Origin of the sequence: Parvularcula sp. LCG005, assembly GCF_032930845.1 — a bacterium.
Lineage (GTDB): Bacteria > Pseudomonadota > Alphaproteobacteria > Caulobacterales > Parvularculaceae > Parvularcula.
In genome coordinates this window covers 562,801-587,861 of record NZ_CP136758.1, presented here as the reverse complement: position 1 = coordinate 587,861, position 25,061 = coordinate 562,801, and the positions used below count along the sequence as shown (strand labels likewise).

Genomic DNA, 25,061 nt, shown 5'->3' with positions numbered 1-25,061 from the left:
CCTAATGTTGCATCGCACCACGATCTGTGGTTGACCGCCCTCTGATCTGATCATCAGAGGCTCCACCTTATGCTGAAACCAACCCTCGCCGCTTTTGCGGAAAAGCTTTCTATTGCCCCGCGTGAAGCCGGGCCGTTGGGTATTGGGCAGATCAAGACCGACATCCTGTCTGGCCTGACCGTGGCACTGGCCCTAGTCCCGGAAGCCGTTGCATTCGCCTTTGTGGCTGGCGTGAACCCACTTGTGGGCCTCTACGCGGCGTTCATGGTGGGCCTGATTACGGCGCTGATCGGCGGACGTCCCGGAATGATTTCCGGTGCGACCGGCGCACTGGCTGTGGTGATGGTCGCGCTCGTTGCGCAGCACGGCGTCGAATATCTCTTCGCCACCGTCGTTCTCATGGGGATCATGCAGATCTTCGCCGGCGTCTTCCGCCTCGGCAAATTCATGCGACTGGTCCCGCACCCTGTCATGCTGGGCTTTGTAAACGGCCTCGCCATCGTGATCTTCCTGGCGCAGCTGTCCCAGTTCAAAGTGCCCGGCAGCGTCGTGACCACCGATCACGGCATGACGGGTGGTGAGTGGCTCAGCGGCCTGCCCCTCGTCATGATGCTGGGGCTTGTCGCTCTCACCATGGCCATCATCTGGGTCACGCCGAAGATCACACGGGCCATTCCAGCTCCCCTCGCCGGTATCGGCATTGTTGCGGCCCTCGTTATCGGTTTTGGTATTGATGTGCCTCGGGTCGGCGATCTCGCTTCGATCAAGGGGGGTCTGCCGCCCTTCCACCTGCCGATGGTGCCGCTCAGTCTTGAAACATTCCAGATCATCTTTCCGTATGCCCTCATTCTGGCAGCGATCGGCCTGATCGAGAGTTTGCTGACCCTGAACCTTGTCGGCGAGATCACCGGCCAGCGCGGCGGCGCATCACAGGAATGCATCGCCCAGGGCACGGCCAATGTCGTCACCGGCTTTTTCGGCGGCATGGGCGGCTGCGCCATGATCGGCCAGTCCATGATCAACGTGAAGTCCGGCGGCCGCACACGCATTGCCGGGGTTGCCGCGGCGCTGTTTCTGCTCGCCTTCATCCTCTTTGCCTCACCGCTGATCGAAATGATCCCCCTGGCCGCTCTTGTAGGCGTGATGTTCATGGTCGTGATCGGCACCTTCGCCTGGCGCAGTCTGGTGATCATGCAGAAAATTCCGCTGATCGACGCCTTTGTCATCGTCCTCGTGACCGTCGTCACCGTCTGGCACGATCTGGCCGTTGCCGTCGTCGTCGGAGTCATTGTCTCAGCGCTCGCCTATGCCTGGAACAACGCTTCGCGCATTCACGCCCGCACACGGATGAATGATGATGGCCACAAGGTCTATGAGATCGACGGACCGTTGTTCTTCGGCTCGGCCAGTGGTTTCACAGAACTCTTCGATCCGGCAGGCGACCCTGACCGCGTCATCGTCGATTTCATGAACAGTCGTGTGGTGGATCAGTCCGCCCTCCAGGCGATTGAGGACATTGCCGCCAAATATGAGGGCCAGGGCAAGGAAATCCGCCTGCGGCACCTGACGCCGGTCTGTCACCGGCTTCTGGGGCGCGCCGGTCAGCTGATGATCGACAGCGACGATGATCCACAATATGGCGTCGCGGTGGACTATTCCGTTCGCACAGGACGGTTAAGCGGCGGCCACTGATTGGCTACGGTAGTCTACTGACACGGATCTTTCTGGTCCCATGTCGTCACATCTGCTAATAACCCGGAATAAGAATGTCGGACGGTCATGTCGACTCTTAAGGTCATCGCCGTCACGGGACACGGGTGTTGGTTGGAGAGCCGTCAATGGCGCTTAGACTATTAATGCATGGCCTGCGCATACTCGCCGCGTCTGTGGCGATTATATATGCTTTGGGACAGTTGTTCATCGTCATTGGCTACCGCTTTTTCAGCGACGGCGCGATCGGCTTCGGCGACTTGGAGCTCTTATTATTCGAGCTGTTCTGGGTGGTCGTACCCATGGGTCTGGCCGCTTGGCTCCTGCGAGGATATTTCAGGATATTCCGTCCGCAGGCGTCAAAGAATCGAACTTAAAATATCATTCGACGTGTTATTGTCAGGATGGGATGCTGATTGCCGACAAAGCCCCACCAACATCCCATGCGCAAACTTTCAACAAACCTCTTCGCAAATCACCAGCGCGTGATCAGATATCCAGTTCAGCCTCAAGGGCGTTCGACTGGATGAACTCCCGCCGCGGCTCGACGATATCACCCATCAGCTTGCTGAACACATCATCGGCTTCATCGGCTTCATCGATATGAACCTGCAGCAACTGGCGCGCATCGGCATCCAGCGTGGTTTCCCACAATTGCTCGGGGTTCATCTCCCCCAGCCCCTTATACCGCTGCATCTTGTTGCCATGCTGCCCCGCAGCCTTCACCGCCCGCAGCAGGCTGCCGGGGCCATAGACGGCAATCTCGGACTCTTTGCGACGCAGGATGGCGGGTGCTTCAAAGATTGCTCTCAGCGGATCAATGGCTGCTGCCAGACGTTTTGCATCGCCACTGGCCAGCACTTCTGCACCCAGATGATAGTTCTCATCCACACCCCGCAATGTCCGGGAAATATCGACCCCGCCATTGCCGTCAGGTTTGACCACCCAGCCGCGTTCATATTCCTCAGACACCAGATCAAGACGCTCGGCCATCTTGGCGGCCATGGCATCGGTGACGTCGTCCGACCCCATGACACCGGCCATTGCGCTTTGCACGATGATCATCCGCGGAAAACGGTCCGGGAATGGCGCCATGCGGGCCTGTGCCGCACGCGCGGCACTGATCGCCGTTTCAAGATCTGACCCGACCATGACTTCCCCGTTGGACAGGGTAAGCGATGCCCCCTCAAGGCCTTCATGGTACAGATAGTTTTCAAGCGCTGCTTCATCCAGCAGATATTGCTCGGACTTGCCACGCACCACCTTATAGAGCGGCGGTTGCGCGATATAGAGATAACCGCGTCGGATGATCTCCGGCATCTGACGATAGAAGAAGGTCAGCAGGAGCGTCCGAATATGCGCGCCATCGACGTCAGCATCGGTCATGATGACGATCTTGTGATAGCGCAGCTTGTCGATATTGAAATCGTCGCGGCCAATCCCCGTCCCCAGAGCGGTGATCAGCGTACCGACCTCCTGGCTCGACAGCATCTTGTCAAACCGTGCCCGTTCCACGTTCAGGATCTTGCCCTTGAGCGGCAGAATGGCTTGGTTTTCTCGATTGCGGGCCTGCTTGGCAGAGCCGCCAGCGGAGTCCCCTTCCACTAGGAACAGTTCGGATTTGGCCGGATCGCGTTCCTGACAGTCCGCCAGTTTGCCGGGCAAGGACGAAATGTCGAGCGCGCCTTTGCGGCGGGTCAATTCACGGGCCTTCTTGGCCGCTTCGCGGGCGGCGGCCGCTTCGACAACCTTGTTGACGATTTTCTTGGCGTCAGAAGGATGCTCTTCAAACCATTCGTTCAAAGCCTCGTTCAGCGCGCTTTCAACAACAGGGCGAACCTCAGATGAAACCAGCTTGTCTTTGGTCTGTGAGCTGAATTTCGGATCAGGCACCTTGACGGACAGAACACAGGTCAGGCCTTCGCGCGCATCATCGCCCGTCAGGCTGACTTTTTCTTTCTTCAGAATGCCCGACGATGCCGCATAGCCGTTCACCACGCGGGTCAGCGCGCCCCGGAAGCCCGCAAGGTGCGTGCCGCCATCGCGCTGAGGAATATTGTTGGTGAAGCACAGCACCCGCTCGTGATAGCTCTCATTCCACCACAGCGCCGCCTCGACCGTGATGCCGTCTTTCTCGGTCGTCACATAGAGGGGCTGACTGACAATCGCCTGTTTGGAGCTGTCCAGATACCTTACGAATTCGACCAGACCCCCATCATAGTGCAGGGTCAATTCCACTGGGTCGACGTGGCGCGCATCGCGCAGCACAATCCGAACGCCGGAGTTCAGGAAAGCGAGCTCGCGCAGGCGACGCTCCAGCGTCTCAAAGTCAAACTCGGTAATTGCAAAAATATCGGCAGACGGATGGAAGGTGATTTCCGTACCGCGCTTGTCCGTATCGCCGAGCACTTTGAGGTCCTCAACGGCGTCGCCATTGCGGAACTCCATCTCATGGACCTTGCCATTGCGATAGATCCGCAGCTTCAGCCAGTCGGAAAGCGCGTTGACCACCGAGACGCCCACGCCGTGCAGGCCGCCAGAGACCTTGTAGGAATTCTGGTCGAATTTCCCGCCCGCGTGCAGCTGGGTCATGATGACCTGCGCCGCCGACATCCCCTCGCCTTCGTGCATGTCCGTCGGAATGCCGCGGCCATTATCGGAGACCGTGACCGAGCCATCGTCATTCAGGCTCATGAAGACAGTGTCGCAATGCCCCGCGAGTGCCTCGTCGATGGAATTGTCGATGACCTCATAGACCATATGGTGCAGGCCCGACCCGTCATCGGTATCGCCGATATACATGCCGGGGCGTTTGCGCACGGCATCGAGCCCTTTCAGGACCTTGATCGACTGGGCCCCGTACTCATCCTGGACGAGTTCCACAGGCACTTCACTGTCGGTCGGTTCCGGGGCTTCGGCAGCGTCACCGCTCATCCGCAAATCCATTCTTCTTAAGCTTGATTTCGTGCCTTCAGATGTACCTGACTCGCACGCTCAGGACAAATGCCAAACGCCCTATTCTCTAGGTTTTTCGCGGTTTTCAGGGATTTTTCGACAGTTCCTACAGCTGTTCGGTAATCCCGTCGGCGGCGACGTTGAAATGCTGCGCCCGCGCACCCCACGGCGCAAAAAGTTCGCTATCCGTTCCAGTCATAAACGCTTGGCATCCCAGCTCCGTCAGAATGTCGGCCAGCGCCGCCCGACGGTCCGAGTCGAGGTGAGCCGCGACTTCATCCAGCAGCAGGAACAGGGGCGCATCCGCCGCTTCATCAAGCGCCGCTGCATGGGCCAGGACCAGGCCGATCAGAAGCGCCTTCTGCTCCCCGGTCGAGCAGAGCCGCGCCGGCTGGGCCTTTTCCAGATGAATAACCTCAAAGTCAGAGCGGTGAGGTCCAATCAGGGCCCGCCCGGCCTCCGCATCCCGCCGTCGGGACCGCGCCAGTGCCTCGGCAAAGTCGTCCTCCACTGTGGCCGCGTCCTGCGTCCCCAGCGCTTCTTCAAGGCGACCACTGAGCGACAGGCTTGCCGACGGAAAGGCCCCGCTGCGCAGTGCTGCGTAGCCTCGCACAAGCTCTCCTGCCATCACGCGCCGTGACGCGGCGATGGCAACGCCATTTTCCGCCATCTGGCGTTCAAGAATGGTCAGCACCTGCGGGTCGCTGCGGCCGGACAACAGGGCTGCCGTCCGCTGACGCATCGCCTTTTCATACTGGGTTGAAGACTGCGCATGGGCCTTGTCCCGGGACAGGGTCATCCGGTCGAGAAATCGCCGCCGCTCAGAAGCGCCCTCAACGAACAGGCGGTCCTGGGCCGGGGTCAGCCAGCTGAAGTTCAGATAATCGAGAAAGACGCCGGCACTGGGCGCTGAGCTACCATCGACCCGGGCGACTTTCCGGAACGGCGCGGGCGGCGTTGCCATGACCGATAAGGGCGTTGGCTCAAAGTCCGCCTCCCCCATGAGTTGAACACCAACACCCCAACCGCCTTGTGTCCCCTGCCGCTGCATGTCGCCAAGCGCGGCGCGGCGCAGCCCCCGCCCCGGAGATACCATCGACAGCGCTTCGAGCAGATTGGTCTTGCCCGAGCCGTTTGCGCCGGACAGCGCCACCGATCGGCCATCGAGCACCAGGTCGAGCTGGCGATAGGAACGAAAATCCTGAAGCGTGATACGCCGGATACGGCGCATTGTCGTCACACCCGCAATGGCATCAGGACGTAAAGCGCGCGGGGATCTTCCGCATCGGTGACCACGGTGGGGGATGCAGAATCCGCAAAGTGGAAGACCGCTGTCTCACCATCGACCTGATTGGCGATGTCGAGCAAATATTTGGCATTAAAGCCGATATCGAGCTTCTCAGCCTGATAGTCGACTGACAGCTCTTCCGTCGCGCTCCCCGCCTCGGGGTTGTTCACAAGCAGCTTCAGCATGTCGTCTTCGAGTGACAGCTTGACCGAGCGTGTCTTGTCAGCAGACACCGTCGACACCCGATCCACGGCGCGGCGGAAATCTGCATTGTCGACGGTCAGCACACGGTCGTTACCGTCGGGAATGACCCGGCGATAGTCGGGGAACGTCCCGTCGATCAGCTTTGATGTCAGCTGAATATCGTTGGAGAAGAACCGGATACGGGATTCAGACACGGTGATCTCAATCTCATCGCCCGCATCCTCGAGCAGGCGCCGCAGCTCCAGCACAGCTTTGCGGGGAACGATCACGCCGGGAATATCCTCGGCGCCGTTTGGCAAATCCGCATCAAGGCGCGCCAACCGGTGACCATCCGTCGCGACGGCGCGCAGCGATGGAGACCCGCCATCCAACTCCGCATGCAGATAGATACCGTTGAGATAGTAACGCGTTTCTTCCTGCGACATCGCAAAGCGTGTCTTGTCGATCAGACGCCGCAGGGCGTTTGCGGGCATGGTGAAGTGCACGCCATCATCGCTCTGATTGGTCAGGGCCGGAAAATCCTGATCCGGGAGGATCGCCAGCTGGAATGACGACTTGCCCGACTCAATGGCCAAACGCCCGGTCTCGCCGCGGGTTTCCAGAAGGATCTGGCCGCCATCGGGCAGCTTCTTGACGATGTCGAACAGAGTGACCGCCGATGCCGTCGCAGCACCCGGTTGCTCGATATCCGCCGGCACTTTTTCCAGGATCTCGATATCGAGGTCTGTGGCTGTCAGCGACAGCGTGCCCCCGTCGGCCCGCATCAGCACGTTGGACAGGATCGGAATGGTGTTCCGGCGTTCAACAACACTTTGAGCGTGGCTCAAGGCTTTGAGCAGTGTAGCGCGTTCGATGGTGACTTTCATGCGGATAGAGCCTGATGGTGGCTGGCAGGGCGGTGATATAACCACAGCCCTCGCCCGGATGCCAGCGTCTTTGCACGGAAGGGTGGAAGAACCCTTGCCGCCCTACTTTCGCGCCGACTGATCGAACCGGTCAAAGATGCGCGTGATCTTGTCCGCAAAGATCGCGTCGGTCTCGGCAATGATTTCAGCCTTGTCGATCGAATGCATGACCGTCGTGTGGTCACGCTGGATCATGCTGCCAATGGCGGCCAGCGCAGAATCCGTCAGCTTGCGCGCCACGAGGCAGAAGGCCTGCCGCGCGCGGACCAGCGCCTGTTTACGCGACTTGCTTGTCATGTCCTTGGCGGAAACCTCGAAGACCTCGATCACGTAGCGGAACAGCTCATCAAGAGATGTTTCCTGGGGCCGGTCAGCCAGACACTGGGACAGGATCTCCCGCACCTGATCATCCGTCAGCACCACATCCGTGCCGTCCGGCGGATCGAGCCGCAGCGTGAACAGGCGCATGACGCCTTCGAGTTCACGGATGGACGTCTCGCAGCGGCGGGCGATCAGTTCGACATGACGCTGCGGGAAGGTCCGGCCGGTCCGGTCTTCAAACTGGGACGCCACCTGCTGTGCCACACGCAGACGCAGCTCGTAATCAGGCCGGTCCACGGAAACGCACAGCCCGCCCTGCAGACGATCGGACAGACGCTGTGAGATCCCCGTCTCCGCGAGTTCAGCAGGAGACATAGCCCCGGCGATCAGCACCGGCTTGCCCACTTGGTGCAGGCGGTCGATGAGACAGGCCAGCTCTTCTTGGGTCCGCTTGCGGCCGCGCAGCAGATGGACATCGTCGAACACCAGAATGTCCGTATCCTGCAGATATTCCTTCAGATCCTTGACGCCGTTCGACACACAAGCGTCAGATACATCGGCCACGAGGCTGTCATAGTGCAGGTACATCAGGCGCGCGGTCGGATAACGACGCAGCCATTCAACGGATGCGGCGTTCAGGAGGTGTGACTTCCCTCGCCCGCTAGCGCCGAAAATATAGGTGATCGGTGAGCCGGCCCCGTCGAGCAGTCGCGTGATCGCGTGGCGCGCCAGGCGGTTCGTGTCATTGACGCAGAAACGGTCGAGGGTCTGCGCGCTGTTCAGCGCCCCATCGTTCAGGACACGACGCAGATTAGGGTCCGCCGCCGACGTTGCTGCGCGGTCCGGCACTGCCGGCAAATCGCCGAAATTTTTGGTAGTCAGCCGGTCGGTCGAGCGGAGCGCAGACGTTTTCATGGGGGCTTCTTGCACTTTCTCTCCATCCGCCTGACGCGAGACGTCGGCAGGACGGAGAATGTTGGGGATACTGTTAGGAGAACCCGTCACTTCTATCGCTGTGACGGGGCCGCAGGTCTTATGCCAGACATAACGGACAGGATCACTGAAGCGTTCCGAGATCACGTTCGCAGCGAAGGCATTTTTTGCGAGCAGGACGACCGTGCCCCCCTGCCAGGCACCAAGCTGCAGATGGTCAAAATAACTCGCATAAACGTCTGCGCCCAGATGGTCTCTCAGACCGCTCTTGAAGGCAGAGAAATGATCTGCGTGGTCAGTTGATGCGTTTAACGGTGCCATTATCTACTTGTCTCACGACGCAGCCGCAGGGAAAGTGACGCGCAACAAGCACGACAGCTTATCCGTGGACGGAATGATTGATTATGCAGGACCAAATGGTCCTGAAAGTCACTGTGGGTCAGAGACCCGACTGCACGTTAACGCCGCGCTGGTCGATATGCCGGGAGAGACCTGCCACTAATACCAAGTCGCTCGCTATCACCAGAAATTCCGTACTGAGATGGAAATTTCGGTGTGATCCAGCGTGCGTTTGGCATCTTGCCCCTCATTTATATATCGCCCGAACAAGGGTCAGCACCATCATCACGCTACGGGCTGAAATAGCCCAGTCGATAAGGCGGTGTTTCACCTATTATCTCGCTTCAGCGGAGCCCTACCCAGAACGTCTCGCTGTGTAGGCTAAGATACATTTTTCAAAGCCTGAAAAGCAATATGCACAACCGCAAAAAACTGAGATTTTAGGGCTTGCCAGGGTCCGCCATTTTGGGAACGGCAATAAATCAAACGGTTACGGATGATGTCTCACAGCAAAAATAACAACTGATGATATTTATCTCCCATCCATTCACGAAAATCGCTCACCCCCTGCAAATTGCTTGCAATTATGAATTTTTTCTAAACCGCACGGCTTGCGCCAGGGGCCCGTCGAGCGTTTCGGGGATGCTTTCGTACGCGGAAACAAAAAAGGGCCCGGAGAAAATCTCCGGGCCCTTTTCTGAAAGATCAGTGTACTAATCTCAGGCGCCGATGGCCTTGATCCGACCGGACAGTCGGGACATTTTCCGGGACGCCATATTCTTGTGGAAGATACCGTGGCCGACAGCCCGCTGCATTTCAGATTGAGCGACCTTCAGGGCGTCTTGTGCGCCCGTGCTGTCACCGGCAGCGATCGCCTCTTCCACTTTACGCAGATAGGTGCGAACGCGGCTCCGGCGGGCCTTGTTGACCGCGGTGCGCCGTTCAATCTTACGGACCATCTTCTTGGCCGAAGACGTATTCGCCATTTCTAAAAACCTTTGTCAGTTTGAGACAGACCGCACCCATTAAAGAAGCAATTTTGCACAGTCAACCGCCTAGCGCTGGCAAGGCGCACAAAAGAATGTGGACCGCCCGCTCTGGGTCAGGCGCTGCACCGGCTTGGCGCAGCTCGGACAGGGCTCGCCCTCCCGGTCGTAGACCTGAAAGCCATGCTGGAACCGGCCCATCGAGCCATCGGCTGCCACGTAATCCCGTAAAGATGAGCCGCCTGCGGCAATGGCATCGCGCAGGATGTCCTTGATCGCCGCCACGAGGCGCGCCGCCCGGGCGGGCCCCAGCGTATAGGCCAGCCGGCGGGGGGAAAGCCTGGCGCGGAACAGGGCCTCGCAGACATAGATATTTCCAAGCCCTGCCACCACACGCTGATCGAGCAGCGCGGTCTTGAGCGGCGTCCGGCGGCCTTTGAGCCGGGCCAGCAAGGTATCGGCGGTGAACCCATCGCCAAGCGGCTCTGGTCCCATGCCTGCAAAATGGCTGGACTGATCAAGGTCGTCCGTGGGGACGATATCCATGAAACCAAACCGGCGGGGATCGGCATAATTGATGGTGGCGGGCCCCGCCGAACCGCCATCGACATCGAGACGGACATGGACGTGACGGTCTGCCGCCACCTGCTGGACATAGACGCCAGGCGTTCCCTCACCGACCACGGTGAAGCGGCCCGACATGCCCAGATGCATGATCAGGCTCTCCCCCAGGGTCAGATCAGCCACGAGGTATTTGGCCCGGCGGCGCAGGGCCACAATACGCTGCCCCTGCAGGCGTTCACGGAAATGATCGGGGAGCGGAAACCGCAGATCAGGCCGAAAGGCGTGTACCGCATTCAGTCGCGCGCCGGTCAGGTACGGCGCCAATCCCCGCCTGACCGTCTCGACCTCTGGCAATTCGGGCATGGCTCAGATCCACCGCCGCGTCTTGGCCGCGTAAGCCTGCCATTCCATGCCGAATTTCTCGGCCAGATGGGCTTCCTCTTTCTTGATCTGCAGCTCTGTGACGAGGACCACAAAAAGACTGGCGCCGATCAGAAACCACCAGCTCTGACCGACAAAGATGAACCCGACGATGATCAGGACATTGGCGAGATAGATGGGGTTACGCGACCAGCTGAACGGGCCCGTGGTGACCAGCGCCTCAGCGGGTTTCGTCGGCATGATATTGGTCTTGCGCTGGCGGAACAGCCAGAAGACCCACAAATCGATGCCGATCCCGAGAGCAACGAGCAGGCCGCCCACATAGACGGGCACGGGCGGTGGAGGCAGAGGTGAAAGCCGCTGCATCCCGAAGCCGATCAATAGCGCGACGACAACCAGCATGGGTGGCCACGGCAATCGGCTTGGGCCAGCCATGCGATTGCCGGCGCTATCGTCCATCAAAGCCCTCTACTGTTTGTAGACCATGGAGCGCAGCTCATTGCGCTGGCTCTCGGAGAGAGTGGGCAGGCTGTCGATGACCTGAAGCGTCTCGGACACCGAGACGAAACCGGTTTTCAGCTCGCGGTCGAGGAGCACTTCAGACTGGCTGACGCCAGAGCTGACGGTCAGGAGATTGTCGCCCTGCCCCGCGGCATCGCGCAGATCGGACAGGATGGCACCCGCAGCAAGGCCACGGATAATTTCAGGATCTTCGTCATTCAGTTCGACGACGATAGCGGCGCCATGGATGTTCACAATGGCCATGGTGAGGCGACCATCAATTGTACCACTGACGACTTCGTAGGGACGTTCTTCCTCCGCCGGGGCATTGCCCGACAACGCTGCAGCACCGGCAGCCACGCCGACCAACTTCTTCAGCATGCTCCAGCCTCCTCTTGATCGTGTCATAATGCATGATCCGTCTTATTCTTGTTGCGACCGCGAGCCGTTCCCGGTCGTGAGCGATGTCTCCCGCTCGCGCCCATTAGATGGGGTAATTGGCTGGCTTGTCCATCCTGAAAGACATTAACTGGCGAAACCGTAAAAGGGCGTCGTTACAATGTCTCAAGCATATCGCGTGCCGGAACCAAATCTGTCCCGAATATCATAGCGCGATGCTTTCACCGGGGCAGAACATTAACGATGTGTCCGGCAACGCCCGATGACTCAGCCGAACACCTTGCGCAGGATCTCACTGGTCCGCTTGGCCGGATTGGCCCGAATCGCCGCCTCTTCCTGTGCGATGTAATAGAAGAGCCCGTCCAGTCCGCGCTCGATCCCGTGATCAATCAGATCGTCCTTCGCGTCCTGTCCCAGCTGCGGCGCCAGCGGAATGGCATCGAGACGGGCGATAAGATTGTCGAAGGTCTGGATCGCCCCCGCCCTCTGCAGGCTCGACACCATGATCGGCCGGAACAGCGCCGTCAGCTGCGGCGTCGTCCGCGCCTTGAAATAATCCGTTGCCGCCGTTGAACTGCCGCGCACGATGCCGATCGCATCGCTGACCGACATGGAGCGGATCGTATCGAGGAAGATCGAGCGCGCCGCCGGGGCGGCGATCTCTGCCCCGCGGTTCAGCTGAAGCTCCAGATCGTCGAGCAGACCGGACAGACCAAAGCGGGACAGGTTGGATTGAAGCTCTGACAACCGGCCGGGCAGCGGTATGTGAATCTTGCCATCGCGGAAATAGCCGTCTGTCTGTCCCACCTGGGTCACGGCAGCGGCAACGCCATTGTCGAGCGCCGCCTTGATACCGGCGACGGCGTCCGCCGTTGTCAGCCCGCCTGTCCCGGACGTGCCGCCCAGTACGGCGCCCAGCACCGCCTCCTGCTCCGCCGTGGTACAGCCGACCGCACCCAGCGTTGAACCAATGATGAACAGACGGCGGGTCAATCGCGACATGGCAGCGCTCCTTCTCCGCCCCACAGTGGCAAAAGTTAAAACCCGGGTCGAGGCGGGTTTGAACGGTCAGCCATAAAAGGAGGGGCGGCCTGTCGCCAGGCCGCCCCGCGCCATCAAGAAGTACAAAGCCCCCTCAGGCCTTCTTGCGGCGACGCCGAACACCAAGGCTCAAAAGACCGGCACTGAACAATGGCAGTGCTGCGGACCATGGTGTTTGTTTTCGCATGCACTTCACGTGGTCGTCGGCACCAATGAAGTGCCGCCCCTCGTTGCGATTGATCCTGCAACAGCAATTGCAGCTTGCGCGCCAAGCCGGGGATTGAGCCCGAAAAAACAATCTCAGATGGGATGTTTTCTGGGGTTGGCATGCGCACCCTGACAGAGTGTACGCCGTTAACCTTCCCGGTTTAGATTGGGGATACCGGTGCTGTCCGCCGGGGGCCGGCCAAATGCCGCCGCTGCCGTCCCGGACTGTGACAGACCGATGTGCCAACACTAGACACTGACCATCAGGATGATCATGCCCCATCAGGACCCGTTCAAACTCAATGATACGCTCGTCCCCGCGGGCAGCCGGATGATCGTCGACCTGCCCATCAGCGCCCTGTCCAACCGCCTGCCCATGAGCCTGCCGGTTCAGGTGATCCACGGCCGGCGCCCCGGGCCGACCATGTTTGTCAGCGCGGCGGTGCACGGGGACGAAATCATTGGTGTCGAGATCTTGCGCCGTCTGATGAAGCGTCCGGCCCTAGACCGCCTTAAAGGCACGCTGATGCTGATCCCCGTGGTGAACGGCTATGGCTTCCTGAACCATTCGCGGTACCTGCCCGACCGGCGGGACCTGAACCGCTGCTTCCCGGGCAGCGCGACAGGCTCGCTCGCTCATCGTCTTTCCAACATGTTCCTGGAACAGGTCGTCAAACGCGCCGATTATGGAATCGATCTGCACTCGGCCGCCATTCACCGTTCGAACCTGCCGCAGATCCGGATTCATGAGGGCGATGCCACCCTGATGGATCTGGCGCGGGCCTTCGGTGCCCAGGTCGTCCTGACCTCCTCCTTGCGCGATGGATCCTTGCGGGAAAGTGCGTCGCAGATGGGCGTGCCGGTCATGCTGTTCGAAGGCGGTGAAGGCCTCCGGTTTGACGAGCACGCCATCCGCGCCGGGGTTGCCGGCATTCTGCGCGTCATGGCCCATGTGGGCATGATTGATCAGACCAGTGCCACACCGGCCCGCCACGCCCCTTACGTCTCCAATGCGTCATCCTGGGTGCGCGCACCGGCAGGCGGCATTTTGCGCCTCTCGGTTTCGCTAGGCGGAATGGTCAAGAAGGGCGATGTGGTTGGTGCACTGAACGACCTTTTCGGCGAACAGGAGCAGACCCTCACCGCACCGGCCGATGGCATTGTCATTGGTCAGACGAACCTGCCCGTTGTCAATGAAGGCGATGCGGTCCTGCACATCGCCGAACCTGCCCGGCGCAAGACCGCCAAGGAGAAGAAGCAGGAGGCAACCCGGCCACCGCAGCCCGCCCTCGCCTATGAGGATGAGATTATCTAGGCTAATGCACCCGCCTATCCTTTGATTGAGGAACGCCATGACCGCCTCCGCGCTCGTATCGGCCGATGCCCTTCTCTCAGGCGGCGACCTGCCAAAATTCGTCGATGGCTCTTGGTACCTTGGCGGCGACCGCAATCCCGCACAGGAATATCTCGAGGCCCACCTGCCCGGCGCGGTGCGGTTCGATCTGGACGAGGTTGCCGACCACAAGACGGACCTGCCCCACATGCTGCCGGCACCGGCGGCATTCGCTTCCGCAGTTGGGCGGTTCGGTTTGTCGCATACAGATGATATTGTGATTTACGAGGCGGGGAACCTGCTCGCCAGTCCTCGGGTGTGGTGGACCTTCCGCGCAATGGGCGTGCAGTCTGTCCGCATACTGGATGGCGGGATGAGAGCCTGGCGGGAAGCTGGCGGCGCCATCCATCAGGGGCACTACACGCCTGAGGCTGTCCGGTTCGACGCGCGGTTTGATCCGTCCGTCGTTGTCGGATGCGGTGACATTCAAGAGATTGTCAGCACTCAATCAGCGCAGATCATTGATGCGCGTCCAGCCGCCCGTTTCCGCGGCGAAGCGCCAGAACCGCGCCCCGGCCTAAGGTGTGGGGCGATGCCCGGCGCCATCAATATACCGAGCAGCAGCCTCCTCACCGATGGCCGAATGAAGTCCGAAGAGGCGCTGAAGGCGATTTTTGCCGATGCCGGCGTCGATGCCCAACGTCCCATCGTGACCACCTGCGGGTCGGGCGTCACCGCCGCCCTCCTCCTTCTTGGCCTCGAGGTCGCAGGCTACCTTAACATCCGGCTCTATGACGGGTCGTGGGCGGAATGGGGGCGGACGGATGCCGACAACTGTCCCGTCCAGACGATCTAGCCCATAACAAAAAGGCGCCCCGCGGGGCGCCTTTCCGATATTATCCGCATCAGGCTTTTTTCTTGCGTAACCGGAGCGCGGCGAGGCCCGACGCGAAAAGGACAGCGGCGCCGGGTAGCGGCACTTCGGGGACCACGTCACTGACCTCGATCGTGGCGTCTACACCTTCACCCGGGCTGTTGCCCAGCTCGGCGATAAACAGAAACAACGATGCACCCACGGGTACGGATGGTCCGAAGATGGCCGTAAGCATGCCGCCATCACCCAAGGTGAGCGAACCGGTGTCGAAGAATACGCCATCAATGGCGCCCAGTGTCGCCTGGGCTTCATCAACGGTGGTGGCATCAATGGCGCCTGATGTCGGACCAGGGTCCTGAGCATCGGGAAGAAACATGGTATCAAGTGTAGGCCTGACGCTACCGGCCATGAACAGGAACGCTGTCGCAGAGATCTGGTCGGCGGTCGTGTTGAAGTCTCCGTCGATGTCGAGGAAGATCGCATCGAGATCGAAGCCAGAATAAATCCCGGGCGAACCGCCCGTTCCACTATTGCTGTCTGTGATCTTGATGGCGGCAATTTCTGCCAGGCCGATGCCGGTCAGATCAGCTCGAAAGACCGTTGCCGTACTACCTGGCGCAGTGGCCACTGTGCCCTGATTGGTTAATGACAAGGTGACTGTTGCGGCCGACGCAGTCGCGCCAAGACCGATCATGAGACTGGCTGCACCTGCAGCCAACAGTTTATGCATCATCTTGGATCCCCCCAAATAAATATGCCTATTGACGGTACGCCGAAATTCCGGCTGCACAAGCGAAATTTGTCATGGGAACCTGAGTTCTTGCAGTTGCCGCGTTTTCTATTTTGCCCCGCTATGGAAGGTGACCTCCCTCGTGGGTCCTCTTGAGCCCAAAAAAAAGGCGCCCCGAAGGACGCCTTTTCGTTTCGACGATGATCGAAATGCCAAGGGCATTTCTTACATCATGCCGCCCCGGCATGTTGGCCTTGGCCAACATGCCTCCACACTCAGATGATGGGCGGCTTTATGATGCTCGAAATGCCAACGGCATTTCTTACATCATGCCGCCCATGCCGCCCATGTCAGGCATTGCTGGTGCGGCGCCTTCTTTTTTTGGTGCTTCCGCGATCATCGCCTCCGTCGTGATGAGGAGACCAGCGATCGAAGCTGCATCCTGAAGCGCCGTACGGACGACCTTTGCAGGGTCCACGATGCCTTTTTCGATCAGGTTGCCATACACTTCGTTCTGCGCATCAAAGCCGAACTTGACGTCATCCTGCTCGAGCAGTTTGCCGACCACGATCGAACCTTCAACACCGGCGTTCTCAACGATCTGACGCAGTGGCGCTTGGAGCGCACGGCGGACGATCTTGATGCCAGCGTTCTGGTCAGCGTTGGCGCCTTCCAGAGAGTCGAGCGAACGGGATGCATACAGAAGAGCCGTACCGCCACCTGGGACGATGCCTTCTTCGACCGCTGCGCGGGTCGCGTTCAGGGCGTCATCAACGCGGTCTTTGCGCTCTTTGACTTCAACTTCCGTCGCACCGCCAACCTTGATGACAGCAACACCGCCAGCCAGCTTGGCCAGACGCTCTTGCAGTTTCTCACGGTCGTAGTCGGAAGATGTCTCGTCGATCTGGCGACGGATCTGAGCCGTACGGGCTTCAATGTCAGACTTCTCACCAGCACCATCAACGATGACCGTGTCTTCTTTCGAGATCACGACGCGTTTGGCGCGGCCCAGCATGTCGATGCCGACATTTTCCAGCTTGATGCCGAGGTCTTCAGAGACAACCTGACCACCGGTGAGGATGGCGATGTCTTCCAGCATGGCCTTGCGGCGATCACCAAAGCCAGGAGCTTTGACAGCAGCAATCTTCAAACCACCGCGCAGTTTGTTGACCACGAGGGTTGCCAGCGCTTCGCCTTCAACGTCTTCCGAGATGATGAGCAGCGGCTTGGAGGTCTGAACAACAGACTCGAGCAGCGGCAGCATCGACTGCAGGTTCGAGAGTTTTTTCTCGTGCAGCAGGATGTAGACGTCTTCCAGCTCGGCAACCATTTTGTCAGGGTTGGTGACAAAATAAGGCGACAGGTAGCCGCGGTCGAACTGCATGCCTTCGACAACTTCCAGCTCGGTTTCAGCGGTCTTGGATTCCTCGACCGTGATCACGCCTTCATTGCCGACTTTTTCCATTGCCTTGGCAATCATTTCGCCAATCGAGGCTTCGCCGTTGGCGGAAATCGTACCGACCTGAGCAATGCCAGCCGTGCCCGACACAGGGGTCGACGCAGACTTGATGGCTTCAAGAACAGTGGTCACAGCGAGATCAACGCCGCGCTTCAGGTCCATTGGGTTCATGCCGGCGGCGACAGATTTGGCGCCTTCCTTCACGATGGCTTGGGCCAGAACCGTAGCAGTCGTCGTACCGTCACCAGCAATGTCGTTGGTCTTGGAAGCGACTTCCTTGATCAGCTGGGCGCCCATGTTTTCGAACTTGTCTTCCAGTTCGATTTCCTTGGCGACCGAAACACCGTCCTTGGTGGTGCGTGGTGAGCCATACGACTTCTCGATGACCACGTTGCGGCCTTTCGGGCCGAGGGTCACTTTCACGGCGTTGGCGAGGATGTCGACACCGCGGAGCATCCGCTCACGGGCGTCGGCATTGAAGCGTACTTCTTTAGCAGCCATTCTCTTAATCCTTTAATTCTGTACGAAGATGAAAAATGCGCGTTCCGGCTCAGTCGATGATGCCGAGAATGTCGCTTTCTTTCATGATGAGGAGGTCTTCGCCGTCGATCTTTACTTCCGTGCCGGACCATTTGCCGAACAGGATGGTGTCGCCAGCCTTGACGTCGAGGGCGATGATTTCGTTATCGTCACCACGGGCACCAGAGCCCACGGCCACAACTTCACCCTGCTGTGGTTTTTCTTTGGCGGTGTCAGGGATGATGATGCCGCCTTTGGTTTTCGTATCTTCTTCGATACGGCGGACCAAAACGCGATCGTGGAGCGGTCTAAAAGCCATCGTCTATGTCTCCAATGACGTTTGTGTAGAAGCGGATTCGCAATTTTTGCCAGCGGCTTTTCCAATCGGGCCCATCACTCAAAATACTGATCTGAAAAACATTTCCCAGATCGTGAAGCTCACAACGAGGCGAACAGGAGAGCGATTAGCACTCGAGAGGTCCGGCTGCTAACGGCCCGCAAGTAAGGGTCAGCCCCGAAAGTGTCAAGGGCGGGCGATGGCGATGATTTACACAAAATGACCGCTATGCGATTAGCCGCCGGTGACCGCGACCGGCAGTATGGCCGAATGCCTGCGTCGCTTCTTGTTCAAAGGACTGCCAATGTTTCTTTCAGCCCTTTTTCTCGCCCCTGCCCTGACCCTGTCCCCCGCACCAGAGGGAGCGGCACTGACCGCCACCTACAAGTTGGAAGCGCCCGTCACAGAATTCGTGCTGGGAGAGAATGATGGTCAGCAGCGCGCGGGGGCCTGGCTCCCCATCGGCGATGGCTGGATTTTTGACGGCACCACCATCACACGGGAGGATGGCGCGGGTTTTGACGAGGTCGCCTTCCAGGTCAGTGAAGACATTGAATTTCACGACCGCAAATACGTGGTCAGCTCGATCATTGGTGAGGATGGCTGGGCCCTCTACCTGCCTGCCTTCAGCCCTTCGGATGATGAGGTCAGCGTGCGCTTTGAAGGCTTTCCGGAAGATACGGCGCTTCTCCTCCCCGGCAATGACGGCGATCTGAACGCGCCCTTGATGGTCAGCGAAGACGACAATCGGTCCTTGTTCATCGGCCCCTCTACCTATGTTTTTGATGACGTCGTTCAGGTCGTTGCAGGCCCCGAACTGCCTGTCGGTATTCGCGATATTCTGCGCGACAAAGCAGATCAGATAGCGCGCACACTGACCATGCGCCTGGGCGACGCCCCAGATGAAAAGCCGCTTATTCTTGTCAGCTATCGGCCCGAAGGCGCGCGCAATAATTGGAAAGGCGGTGCGTTTGATCGGGGCACGATCAAGGTTGATATCCGTACGGATCTTTCTGGCCAGACCGAAACGCAGGCCGACCATATGGCCAGCTTCATCGCCCATGAAATGACGCATCTGTGGCTCAATGGTGTGTGGGACACGACCGAGAACCAGAGCCAGCCCTGGCTGCATGAAGGCGCGGCAGAATATATCTCCCGCCGACTGACGACATCCGGGGATGAATTCACCGGCCTGATCAGCAGCAATTTCGAGCGCTGCGCCAGCCAGTTGGGCAACAACGCACTGTCCGACACGAACATCGCGGGACAGAACGGCACCCCCTATGATTGCGGCTTCATCGTGCAGTGGGTGGCCGAGACAGCCTCCCTCAAGCGTCGCAAGGGCGACATTCTTGATCTGTGGAAGGACGTCGTAACCACCGCGCCCGATGGCGAATATGACAGCGCTCATTTCTTGAGAGTCGCCGAAGATCATGGCGGCCCAGCCTTCGGTCAGTTCGCTGACGCTCTGATCCATGCGGGCGGGCGCCTGCGCTGGGTCTCTATCGGGTCTCCCCTCAGTGGTCTGAAGATAGAATTCGGCCCCTCCCCCGCCGCGTCACAGGAAGGCTGGCGCCTTCTTGCCCTCGCCATCAAGCCGATGATGCAGCACTACTGTAACGGGTATTTCAGCTGGAGCTGGGGGGACGAGGCCATCACCATCGACGCAGACGACAAATGCGGCGAGGCCCTGTCCGGCAAGTTGGTGCTGGCATCTGTGAATGGCGTCAGGCTCACCTCAGCACCGTTTGATGCGCTCAGCACCATCAAGAAGGCGTGCACGGATCAATCCGAAATTACCTTCACGTCAATGACGGGAGAGGATGTTGCCGTTGCTTGTGCGTTCGAGGTCGAGGACCCGACGCCGTCCTATGCCGTCACAGCGCACCCGACGCTGCCGCCCCTCAACCGCTAGTCCCGCGCCAGTCCGGGCAAACCGAACAGCGCCAGCTTTAAGCTCTTGCCGATGCGCGCGGCACGTTCGAGGAAGAAATCGGCTGCGTCCGGGCAAGGTGCAGTCTCTTCCAGTGTCTCGCGGAACAGCACCAGCCAGCGCTCGAAATGTTCGGGCGTGATGTCCCGATGCCTGGCGTGGGCGGGCACGGGCCGTCCCTCATAAACCCCTGTGCCAAGCGCGACAGAGGACCAGAACCGCTTCATGGTGGCCAGATGCGGCGTCCAGTCAGCACCGATGGCGGCGGCGAAGACAGGGCCGAGTGCAGGATCCACGCGCACGGCTTCATAGAACCGCTCAACCAGCAGGCTGATATACGCCTCGTTGATCCCGAGGGCAGCGGCCTGCCCCCGCTCAACGGTGGTACGGTCTGATGGCGACGGTTCTGACATGCACGTTCATCCCACTGTTTTCAGCGCGTTCGGCATCGCCGCATATCGCGCCTTCTGCCCTTGTCACAAGTGTCGCAGGAACAGAGGAGCGCGCGCCGGTGTTCCTGCACAAAAGGAGCGCTTACCATGTCCGCTAAATTGACCATGGGCTTGTCACTCATAGCCCTCACCGCAGCCGCCTGCTCCAGTGAGCCAGCCGCGATCGAAACAGGGTATGGCAGCGATCCGGTCTTGCCGCAGCCCGAAGACAAGCTGATCCCGACCGTCAAAGTAGCCAAGGCCACCGGGTGGCCAGCGGGGGAAATGCCCACACCCGCCAGCGGGCTGAAAGTGAATGCGTTTGCCACCGGCCTGGATCATCCACGCTGGATCTACGTCCTGCCGAACGGAGATGTTCTTGTCGCCGAGAGCAATGCGCCCAAGCGGCCTGAAGATGGTGAAGGCATACGCGGGTTTTTCATGAAGCGCGCCATGGAAAAGGCTGGCGCTGGCGTGCCAAGCGCCGACCGCATCACCATTCTGCGGGACACTGACGATGATGGCGTTGCCGACATTCAACGGGTCTTTCTCGACAACCTGCACTCCCCTTTCGGTATGACGTTGATCGGCGATACGTTTTACGTGGCCAATACGGACGCTATTGTGACCTTCCCCTACACTGAAGGCAGCCTGTCAATCGATGAGACGGGCAGCACACTGACCGAACTGCCAGCGGGTGCCATCAATCACCATTGGACAAAAAATATCATCGCATCCGAGGATGGGACAAAACTCTATGCCACGGTCGGATCAAACTCGAATGTTGGCGAGAATGGTCTCGATGCCGAAGACGGCAGGGCGGCCATCTGGGAAGTAGACGCACAGACCGGTGAGAAAAGACTCTTCGCCACGGGCCTGCGCAACCCCAATGGCATGGACTGGAATCCGGACAATCAAAAGCTCTGGACCGTGGTCAATGAACGCGATGAGCTCGGCGATAATCTGGTCCCTGATTATGCAACGTCCGTCGAGGACGGGGCATTCTATGGCTGGCCTTGGAGCTATTACGGCGACAACGTGGACCGCCGCGTCAAGCCCCCTCGCCCTGATATGGTCGAGCGGGCGATTGCCCCGGACTACGCGCTGGGCTCGCATACCGCTTCGCTCGGGCTGACCTTTGTCCGCGATGAAGCGCTCACCCCCAAACTGAGCAATGGCATGTTTATCGGCCAGCACGGATCATGGAATCGTGAACCACGAAGCGGCTACAAGGTCGTTTTCGTTCCGTTTGCGGATGGCATGCCATCTGGAAATCCGGTGGATGTGCTGACCGGATTTCTGGATGAGGACAAAGCCAGAGGTCGCCCCGTCGACGTTGATATCACGGATGACGGCACGCTCCTGGTATCGGATGATGTTGGCAACACCATCTGGCGGGTCAGCGCCGCCCGGTAATCCTGCCTCAAGGCCCCGCGCAATGCGGGGCTGGCCTTACTCCGGCGCGTTTTCGTCGACGGGGTAGGTTACAAGAAGCAGCTCGGCAATTGATTCCTTCGTGTACGGCTTTTTTGCTGCCGCTGCATGAGGGAATTTTTCTGCCAGCTGGTTCTTCTCTGCATAACCGGTGGCGAAAAGGAACGGAATGCCTCGGCGGGTCAGATCATCAGCGACCTCTTCACTTGTTGTCCGGCCCAAATTCACATCGAGCAGAGCAAAAGTCAGATCCCGCTTTTCAATACAGCGCAGCGCTTCCTCGACATTGGATGCCACGCAGACGCTCGTCGCGCCCAGCTCCTGTACAATATCTTCAGCGTCAAGAGCGATGATCATATTGTCTTCGACAATCATCACATCGCCGTGGAGAAGATCACCATGGGCGAAAACCGTCTTCGGCTCAGCATGGTGTTCGGCAGCATCGGTAAATCCGTCCAGCGAATTAGCAGGAATGCGCAGCGTGGCGGTCAGCCCCGTCAGAGCGTAGTTCAGATCGACTGAACCCTGCAGCTCATACGGAATGGATTTCTCGATGATCGTCGAGCCAAAGCCGCGCCGCGTCGGCGCCTTGACCGGTGGGCCATTGCGCTCGACCCACTCGATGATTAGCGCGCCGTCACGATCTTCGGACAGGGTAATGATGATCTCTCCCCGGCTGTCAGATAACGCACCATATTTTGCAGAGTTGGTGGTCAGTTCATGGATGACGAGTGACAATGTGGTGAAAGCGCTTGGCTGGATCAGTACATCACGCCCCTCGATACTTACCCGGTCGGCTTTTTTCTCAAGGTAGGCATCGACTTCCGTCCGGATCAGCATTTTGAGCGACGAGGAGTTCCAGTTCTGCTCGGTAATCTGATCATGCGCCCGCGCAAGGGCCTGAATACGACCACCGATCAGGTCCGCGAGCCCATCCACCGACGTGACGCTCCCCTTGGACTGGCTGACAACACCGCGGATCAGGTTGAGAATATTCCGGACACGGTGGTTTAACTCTGCGATCAACAGCTCCTGCTGCTGTGCTGCACGGTCGCGCTCCCGATTGGCGGCATCGGTAAGGCGCAGCACCACCTCAAGCAGGGTAACGCGCAGCATTTCGGCAGTGCGTTTATCCCGATCGGTCCACGCGACACTGTGTTCACGGACCGATTCCTGCCATGCTTCGAAACTCTTGCGGGGCGTCAGGCGGGCGCCGTTTGGTCCCATCGTGACGGGCTTCTCAGGATTGCCCGCCCATTTCTTCTTCCGATCCGCCTCTTTTCTGAACAGAACCAGATAGTCGCGCGGCTTTCTTGATACCGGCAAGGACAACAGACCAGATGCGCGTGGCGCGTAAGCAGAGGCTGGCGGGTGCAGTTCGGCGATATTGTCGGTCGTATAGATTCGGCTGTTGGCCGAGGTGTTCAGATGACGGACGAGTGCAAGAAATTCTTCCTCGTTCGGTGTGCTGCCGGTCTGGCGAAACACGCCGTTGACCCATCCTACAACGCCGTCGCAGGGAATGGCGGACTGCAGCGAGGCGGCGATCTGGTCAAAGTTTTCCGAAATCGTGTCGCCATTGGCCAATCCGCCCATGAGCCGGTCATGAATGGACTGGATGCGCCGCGTCTCGATCTCGACGACATTGCGCTCATGGTCCTCAAGAACGAAGGAGAACATTTCAGCGAACAACTCAGCGGTCGTTCGGCGTTCAAACGTTACCATATGCGGTGCGTAGTGATGGCAGGCGAACAGGCCCCACAACTCACCTCGCCGCAGAATGGAAATCGACATGGATGCTTTCACGCCCATGTTCCGCAGATACTCAAGGTGGATAGGCGAGACCGCGCGGGTCATCGACAGCGAGAGGTCAAGATCCGTGCCGTCGGACCGCTTTTCAGGCACGATGGGGAAGACCTTTCCGTCGACATTGGTGATTAGCCGCACGAGATTGCGTTTATAAAGTTCGCGCGCCTGCTTGGGAATATCCGTGGCCGGATAATGCAGCCCCAGAAAACTGTCGACACCGCTACGCCGTGCCTCTGCAATCACCTCGCCCGACCCGTCCTGATCGAACCGGTAGGTCATCACCCGATCAAAACCGAGAAGCGCCCGGATTTGCCGTGCAGCTCCATCGCACATTTCCTCGACGGTTTCGAACCTGCGGATGCGATCGATCATGGGCCGGAGTGAGGTCAGTGAAATACGCGAGGCATTCTTGTCGTGGCGTTCAAATTCGATGATGATGGTCTCATCCGACCAGTGCACCCCCACATCAAATGTGGAGTCATCATCGCGCAGGGCCTTGATATCAAACAGGCGCTCGACACTGTCATCGCTGGCCAGATATTGCAGCCGTCCGCGAATGTCGTGAACCGCATCGTCAGACATGAAGCTGGCAAACGGCACACCGATAATATCTTCGGGCGTGAGACCGAGGAGGTCTTTGACGTTGATCGACGCCTGCTGCACGATCCAGTCGCTGCTGACGGCGATCAGGCAGCCAAAGTGCTGCACATGTCCGAGGAACTGGATCGGCTCGCGGTCACAGTTTGTCAGGTCGATTTCGACATCGGTCCCCAGCATTTCATTGTCGGCCATGTGAGGACTCCATCTCAATCGCCAGGCTGTCGCGAAACGCGCCAAAGGCCTGCCGAGCACCAAATTCAAAAGCGGTCAGGTTCATCGAGTTTTTTGGCTCATTTTTCAACTCGTCAATGACCGATTTCCACGCCGTTAATGCCACCCCTTCAGAGAGATAGCGGCTACCATCGCGCAGGCGAGGGTCATCGGACCGCTGCAGTCGCTGGTTGAGCACGGCCGCCCCCAATCGTGAGCCGCAGAAGACATATCGCACCGCCAGAGACGGCAGTTCTTTCCCGTCCGATGCGTCGGCCGTTATGCGTGGTACCTTGGCTTTCAGCTGTTCGAGGTCATGCTCGATCGCGCCGAGCGCCCTTTCATACAGATCCTGCCCGGCTGGATCCCACGCTGCCAGATTTGTTATCGCCCGGTAATGAGCGCGCAGGAACGTGATGAAATCCGCTCCCTGCGATATATCGAGCTGGTCGAAGGCTTTTTCCGTACGATCGTGATCGGCGGCTGTATGTTCTCGAAGATAGTCCCGCACCACAGCCCACGTCTGTCCAAAGTGCGAAAACGCCTGCAACTCGGGCCGGTTCCCTCGATCGCGAGATTTTTCCACTCTTTGGCCAAATCTCGCGTTAAGCGGGAACGATTACCTAGGTCGCGCCTTCTTTCAGTGAACCCGGCGGCC

21 protein-coding genes are annotated in these 25,061 nt (G+C 59.2%); 6 read left to right on the top strand and 15 right to left on the bottom strand.

Features of this window, described 5'->3' with window-relative positions; all coding sequences use genetic code 11:
- The first annotated feature begins 69 nt into the window (after positions 1–69).
- Positions 70–1,692, top strand: a complete 1,623-nt coding sequence (locus RUI03_RS02710) for a SulP family inorganic anion transporter (protein WP_317288752.1) — start codon at positions 70–72, stop codon at positions 1,690–1,692.
- Positions 1,693–1,838: 146 nt separating this feature from the next.
- Positions 1,839–2,087, top strand: coding sequence for a hypothetical protein (locus RUI03_RS02705; RefSeq protein WP_317288751.1), 249 nt, complete (start codon positions 1,839–1,841; stop codon positions 2,085–2,087).
- A 112-nt stretch (positions 2,088–2,199) separates the two neighbouring features.
- Here the strand turns inward: RUI03_RS02705 and gyrB are convergent, their stop codons facing one another.
- The 9 genes from gyrB to RUI03_RS02660 form a co-directional block, all read right to left on the bottom strand.
- Positions 2,200–4,650, bottom strand: a complete 2,451-nt coding sequence (gyrB, locus tag RUI03_RS02700; RefSeq protein ID WP_410795906.1) for a DNA topoisomerase (ATP-hydrolyzing) subunit B — start codon at positions 4,648–4,650, stop codon at positions 2,200–2,202.
- Positions 4,651–4,771: 121 nt separating this feature from the next.
- Positions 4,772–5,896, bottom strand: coding sequence for a DNA replication/repair protein RecF (recF, locus tag RUI03_RS02695; RefSeq protein WP_317288749.1), 1,125 nt, complete (start codon positions 5,894–5,896; stop codon positions 4,772–4,774).
- A 5-nt stretch (positions 5,897–5,901) separates the two neighbouring features.
- Positions 5,902–7,023 (bottom strand): DNA polymerase III subunit beta, encoded by a 1,122-nt coding sequence (dnaN, locus tag RUI03_RS02690; protein ID WP_410795905.1) that lies wholly within the window; start codon positions 7,021–7,023, stop codon positions 5,902–5,904.
- Between the two features lie 102 nt (positions 7,024–7,125).
- On the bottom strand, positions 7,126–8,637 hold the full coding sequence (locus tag RUI03_RS02685) for a DnaA ATPase domain-containing protein (RefSeq protein WP_317288747.1): 1,512 nt from the start codon (positions 8,635–8,637) through the stop codon (positions 7,126–7,128).
- A gap of 737 nt (positions 8,638–9,374) precedes the next feature.
- On the bottom strand, positions 9,375–9,641 hold the full coding sequence (gene rpsT / locus RUI03_RS02680; RefSeq protein ID WP_317288746.1) for a 30S ribosomal protein S20: 267 nt from the start codon (positions 9,639–9,641) through the stop codon (positions 9,375–9,377).
- Between the two features lie 69 nt (positions 9,642–9,710).
- On the bottom strand, positions 9,711–10,568 hold the full coding sequence (gene mutM, locus RUI03_RS02675) for a bifunctional DNA-formamidopyrimidine glycosylase/DNA-(apurinic or apyrimidinic site) lyase (protein ID WP_317288745.1): 858 nt from the start codon (positions 10,566–10,568) through the stop codon (positions 9,711–9,713).
- A 3-nt stretch (positions 10,569–10,571) separates the two neighbouring features.
- Positions 10,572–11,045, bottom strand: coding sequence for an isoprenylcysteine carboxylmethyltransferase family protein (locus RUI03_RS02670; RefSeq protein ID WP_317288744.1), 474 nt, complete (start codon positions 11,043–11,045; stop codon positions 10,572–10,574).
- A 9-nt stretch (positions 11,046–11,054) separates the two neighbouring features.
- Positions 11,055–11,468: a hypothetical protein gene (locus tag RUI03_RS02665; protein WP_317288743.1), complete on the bottom strand. Its 414-nt coding sequence runs from the start codon at positions 11,466–11,468 to the stop codon at positions 11,055–11,057.
- A 285-nt stretch (positions 11,469–11,753) separates the two neighbouring features.
- Positions 11,754–12,488, bottom strand: coding sequence for a DUF4197 domain-containing protein (locus RUI03_RS02660; RefSeq protein WP_317288742.1), 735 nt, complete (start codon positions 12,486–12,488; stop codon positions 11,754–11,756).
- Positions 12,489–13,008: 520 nt separating this feature from the next.
- Here RUI03_RS02660 and RUI03_RS02655 point away from each other — a divergent pair.
- Both RUI03_RS02655 and sseA read left to right on the top strand, forming a co-directional pair.
- Positions 13,009–14,049, top strand: a complete 1,041-nt coding sequence (locus tag RUI03_RS02655) for a M14 family metallopeptidase (protein ID WP_317288741.1) — start codon at positions 13,009–13,011, stop codon at positions 14,047–14,049.
- A 37-nt stretch (positions 14,050–14,086) separates the two neighbouring features.
- The gene (gene sseA, locus RUI03_RS02650; protein WP_317288740.1) at positions 14,087–14,923 is read left to right on the top strand and encodes a 3-mercaptopyruvate sulfurtransferase; all 837 of its coding nucleotides are present in this window, start codon (positions 14,087–14,089) and stop codon (positions 14,921–14,923) included.
- Positions 14,924–14,972: 49 nt separating this feature from the next.
- Here sseA and RUI03_RS02645 read toward each other — a convergent pair whose 3' ends face one another.
- The 3 genes from RUI03_RS02645 to groES all read right to left on the bottom strand — a co-directional run bounded on the left by RUI03_RS02645 (position 14,973) and on the right by groES (position 17,968).
- Positions 14,973–15,674, bottom strand: a complete 702-nt coding sequence (locus tag RUI03_RS02645; RefSeq protein ID WP_317288739.1) for a hypothetical protein — start codon at positions 15,672–15,674, stop codon at positions 14,973–14,975.
- Positions 15,675–15,993: 319 nt separating this feature from the next.
- Positions 15,994–17,631 carry a chaperonin GroEL gene (gene groL / locus RUI03_RS02640; RefSeq protein ID WP_317288738.1) on the bottom strand — a complete coding sequence of 546 codons (1,638 nt, stop codon included), beginning with the start codon at positions 17,629–17,631 and terminating at the stop codon, positions 15,994–15,996.
- Between the two features lie 49 nt (positions 17,632–17,680).
- On the bottom strand, positions 17,681–17,968 hold the full coding sequence (groES, locus tag RUI03_RS02635; protein WP_317288737.1) for a co-chaperone GroES: 288 nt from the start codon (positions 17,966–17,968) through the stop codon (positions 17,681–17,683).
- Positions 17,969–18,290: 322 nt separating this feature from the next.
- Here groES and RUI03_RS02630 point away from each other — a divergent pair, with 322 nt between their 5' ends.
- Positions 18,291–19,901, top strand: coding sequence for a hypothetical protein (locus RUI03_RS02630; protein ID WP_317288736.1), 1,611 nt, complete (start codon positions 18,291–18,293; stop codon positions 19,899–19,901).
- Here the strand turns inward: RUI03_RS02630 and RUI03_RS02625 are convergent.
- Positions 19,898–20,332: a group III truncated hemoglobin gene (locus tag RUI03_RS02625; protein ID WP_317288735.1), complete on the bottom strand. Its 435-nt coding sequence runs from the start codon at positions 20,330–20,332 to the stop codon at positions 19,898–19,900. The two genes, RUI03_RS02630 and RUI03_RS02625, sit on opposite strands and share 4 nt — an antisense overlap.
- Before the next feature lie 126 nt (positions 20,333–20,458).
- Between RUI03_RS02625 and RUI03_RS02620 the strand changes: the two genes are divergently transcribed.
- A complete protein-coding gene (locus tag RUI03_RS02620; protein ID WP_317288734.1) occupies positions 20,459–21,766 on the top strand; it encodes a sorbosone dehydrogenase family protein in 1,308 nt (435 codons plus the stop codon).
- 36 nt (positions 21,767–21,802) lie between these two features.
- Here RUI03_RS02620 and RUI03_RS02615 read toward each other — a convergent pair whose 3' ends face one another.
- Positions 21,803–24,385 carry an HWE histidine kinase domain-containing protein gene (locus RUI03_RS02615; protein WP_317288733.1) on the bottom strand — a complete coding sequence of 861 codons (2,583 nt, stop codon included), beginning with the start codon at positions 24,383–24,385 and terminating at the stop codon, positions 21,803–21,805.
- Complete coding sequence (locus RUI03_RS02610) at positions 24,372–24,953, bottom strand: biliverdin-producing heme oxygenase (RefSeq protein ID WP_317288732.1); 582 nt, start codon at positions 24,951–24,953, stop codon at positions 24,372–24,374. Before RUI03_RS02610 ends, RUI03_RS02615 begins: the two co-directional genes overlap by 14 nt.
- Positions 24,954–25,061: the final 108 nt, after the last annotated feature.

What these genes read in the sequence shown, in the direction of transcription:
- rpsT (WP_317288746.1), bottom strand. Translation starts at nt 9,641, where the DNA reads ATGGCGAATACGTCTTCGGCCAAGAAGATGGTCCGTAAGATTGAACGG.
- dnaN (WP_410795905.1), bottom strand. Translation starts at nt 7,023, where the DNA reads ATGAAAGTCACCATCGAACGCGCTACACTGCTCAAAGCCTTGAGCCAC.
- RUI03_RS02630 (WP_317288736.1), top strand. Translation starts at nt 18,291, where the DNA reads ATGTTTCTTTCAGCCCTTTTTCTCGCCCCTGCCCTGACCCTGTCCCCC.
- RUI03_RS02645 (WP_317288739.1), bottom strand. Translation starts at nt 15,674, where the DNA reads ATGATGCATAAACTGTTGGCTGCAGGTGCAGCCAGTCTCATGATCGGT.
- groL (WP_317288738.1), bottom strand. Translation starts at nt 17,631, where the DNA reads ATGGCTGCTAAAGAAGTACGCTTCAATGCCGACGCCCGTGAGCGGATG.
- RUI03_RS02665 (WP_317288743.1), bottom strand. Translation starts at nt 11,468, where the DNA reads ATGCTGAAGAAGTTGGTCGGCGTGGCTGCCGGTGCTGCAGCGTTGTCG.
- RUI03_RS02615 (WP_317288733.1), bottom strand. Translation starts at nt 24,385, where the DNA reads ATGGCCGACAATGAAATGCTGGGGACCGATGTCGAAATCGACCTGACA.
- RUI03_RS02655 (WP_317288741.1), top strand. Translation starts at nt 13,009, where the DNA reads ATGCCCCATCAGGACCCGTTCAAACTCAATGATACGCTCGTCCCCGCG.
- sseA (WP_317288740.1), top strand. Translation starts at nt 14,087, where the DNA reads ATGACCGCCTCCGCGCTCGTATCGGCCGATGCCCTTCTCTCAGGCGGC.
- mutM (WP_317288745.1), bottom strand. Translation starts at nt 10,568, where the DNA reads ATGCCCGAATTGCCAGAGGTCGAGACGGTCAGGCGGGGATTGGCGCCG.
- RUI03_RS02685 (WP_317288747.1), bottom strand. Translation starts at nt 8,637, where the DNA reads ATGGCACCGTTAAACGCATCAACTGACCACGCAGATCATTTCTCTGCC.
- groES (WP_317288737.1), bottom strand. Translation starts at nt 17,968, where the DNA reads ATGGCTTTTAGACCGCTCCACGATCGCGTTTTGGTCCGCCGTATCGAA.
- RUI03_RS02710 (WP_317288752.1), top strand. Translation starts at nt 70, where the DNA reads ATGCTGAAACCAACCCTCGCCGCTTTTGCGGAAAAGCTTTCTATTGCC.
- RUI03_RS02625 (WP_317288735.1), bottom strand. Translation starts at nt 20,332, where the DNA reads ATGTCAGAACCGTCGCCATCAGACCGTACCACCGTTGAGCGGGGGCAG.
- RUI03_RS02670 (WP_317288744.1), bottom strand. Translation starts at nt 11,045, where the DNA reads ATGGACGATAGCGCCGGCAATCGCATGGCTGGCCCAAGCCGATTGCCG.
- RUI03_RS02705 (WP_317288751.1), top strand. Translation starts at nt 1,839, where the DNA reads ATGGCGCTTAGACTATTAATGCATGGCCTGCGCATACTCGCCGCGTCT.
- recF (WP_317288749.1), bottom strand. Translation starts at nt 5,896, where the DNA reads ATGCGCCGTATCCGGCGTATCACGCTTCAGGATTTTCGTTCCTATCGC.
- RUI03_RS02620 (WP_317288734.1), top strand. Translation starts at nt 20,459, where the DNA reads ATGTCCGCTAAATTGACCATGGGCTTGTCACTCATAGCCCTCACCGCA.
- RUI03_RS02660 (WP_317288742.1), bottom strand. Translation starts at nt 12,488, where the DNA reads ATGTCGCGATTGACCCGCCGTCTGTTCATCATTGGTTCAACGCTGGGT.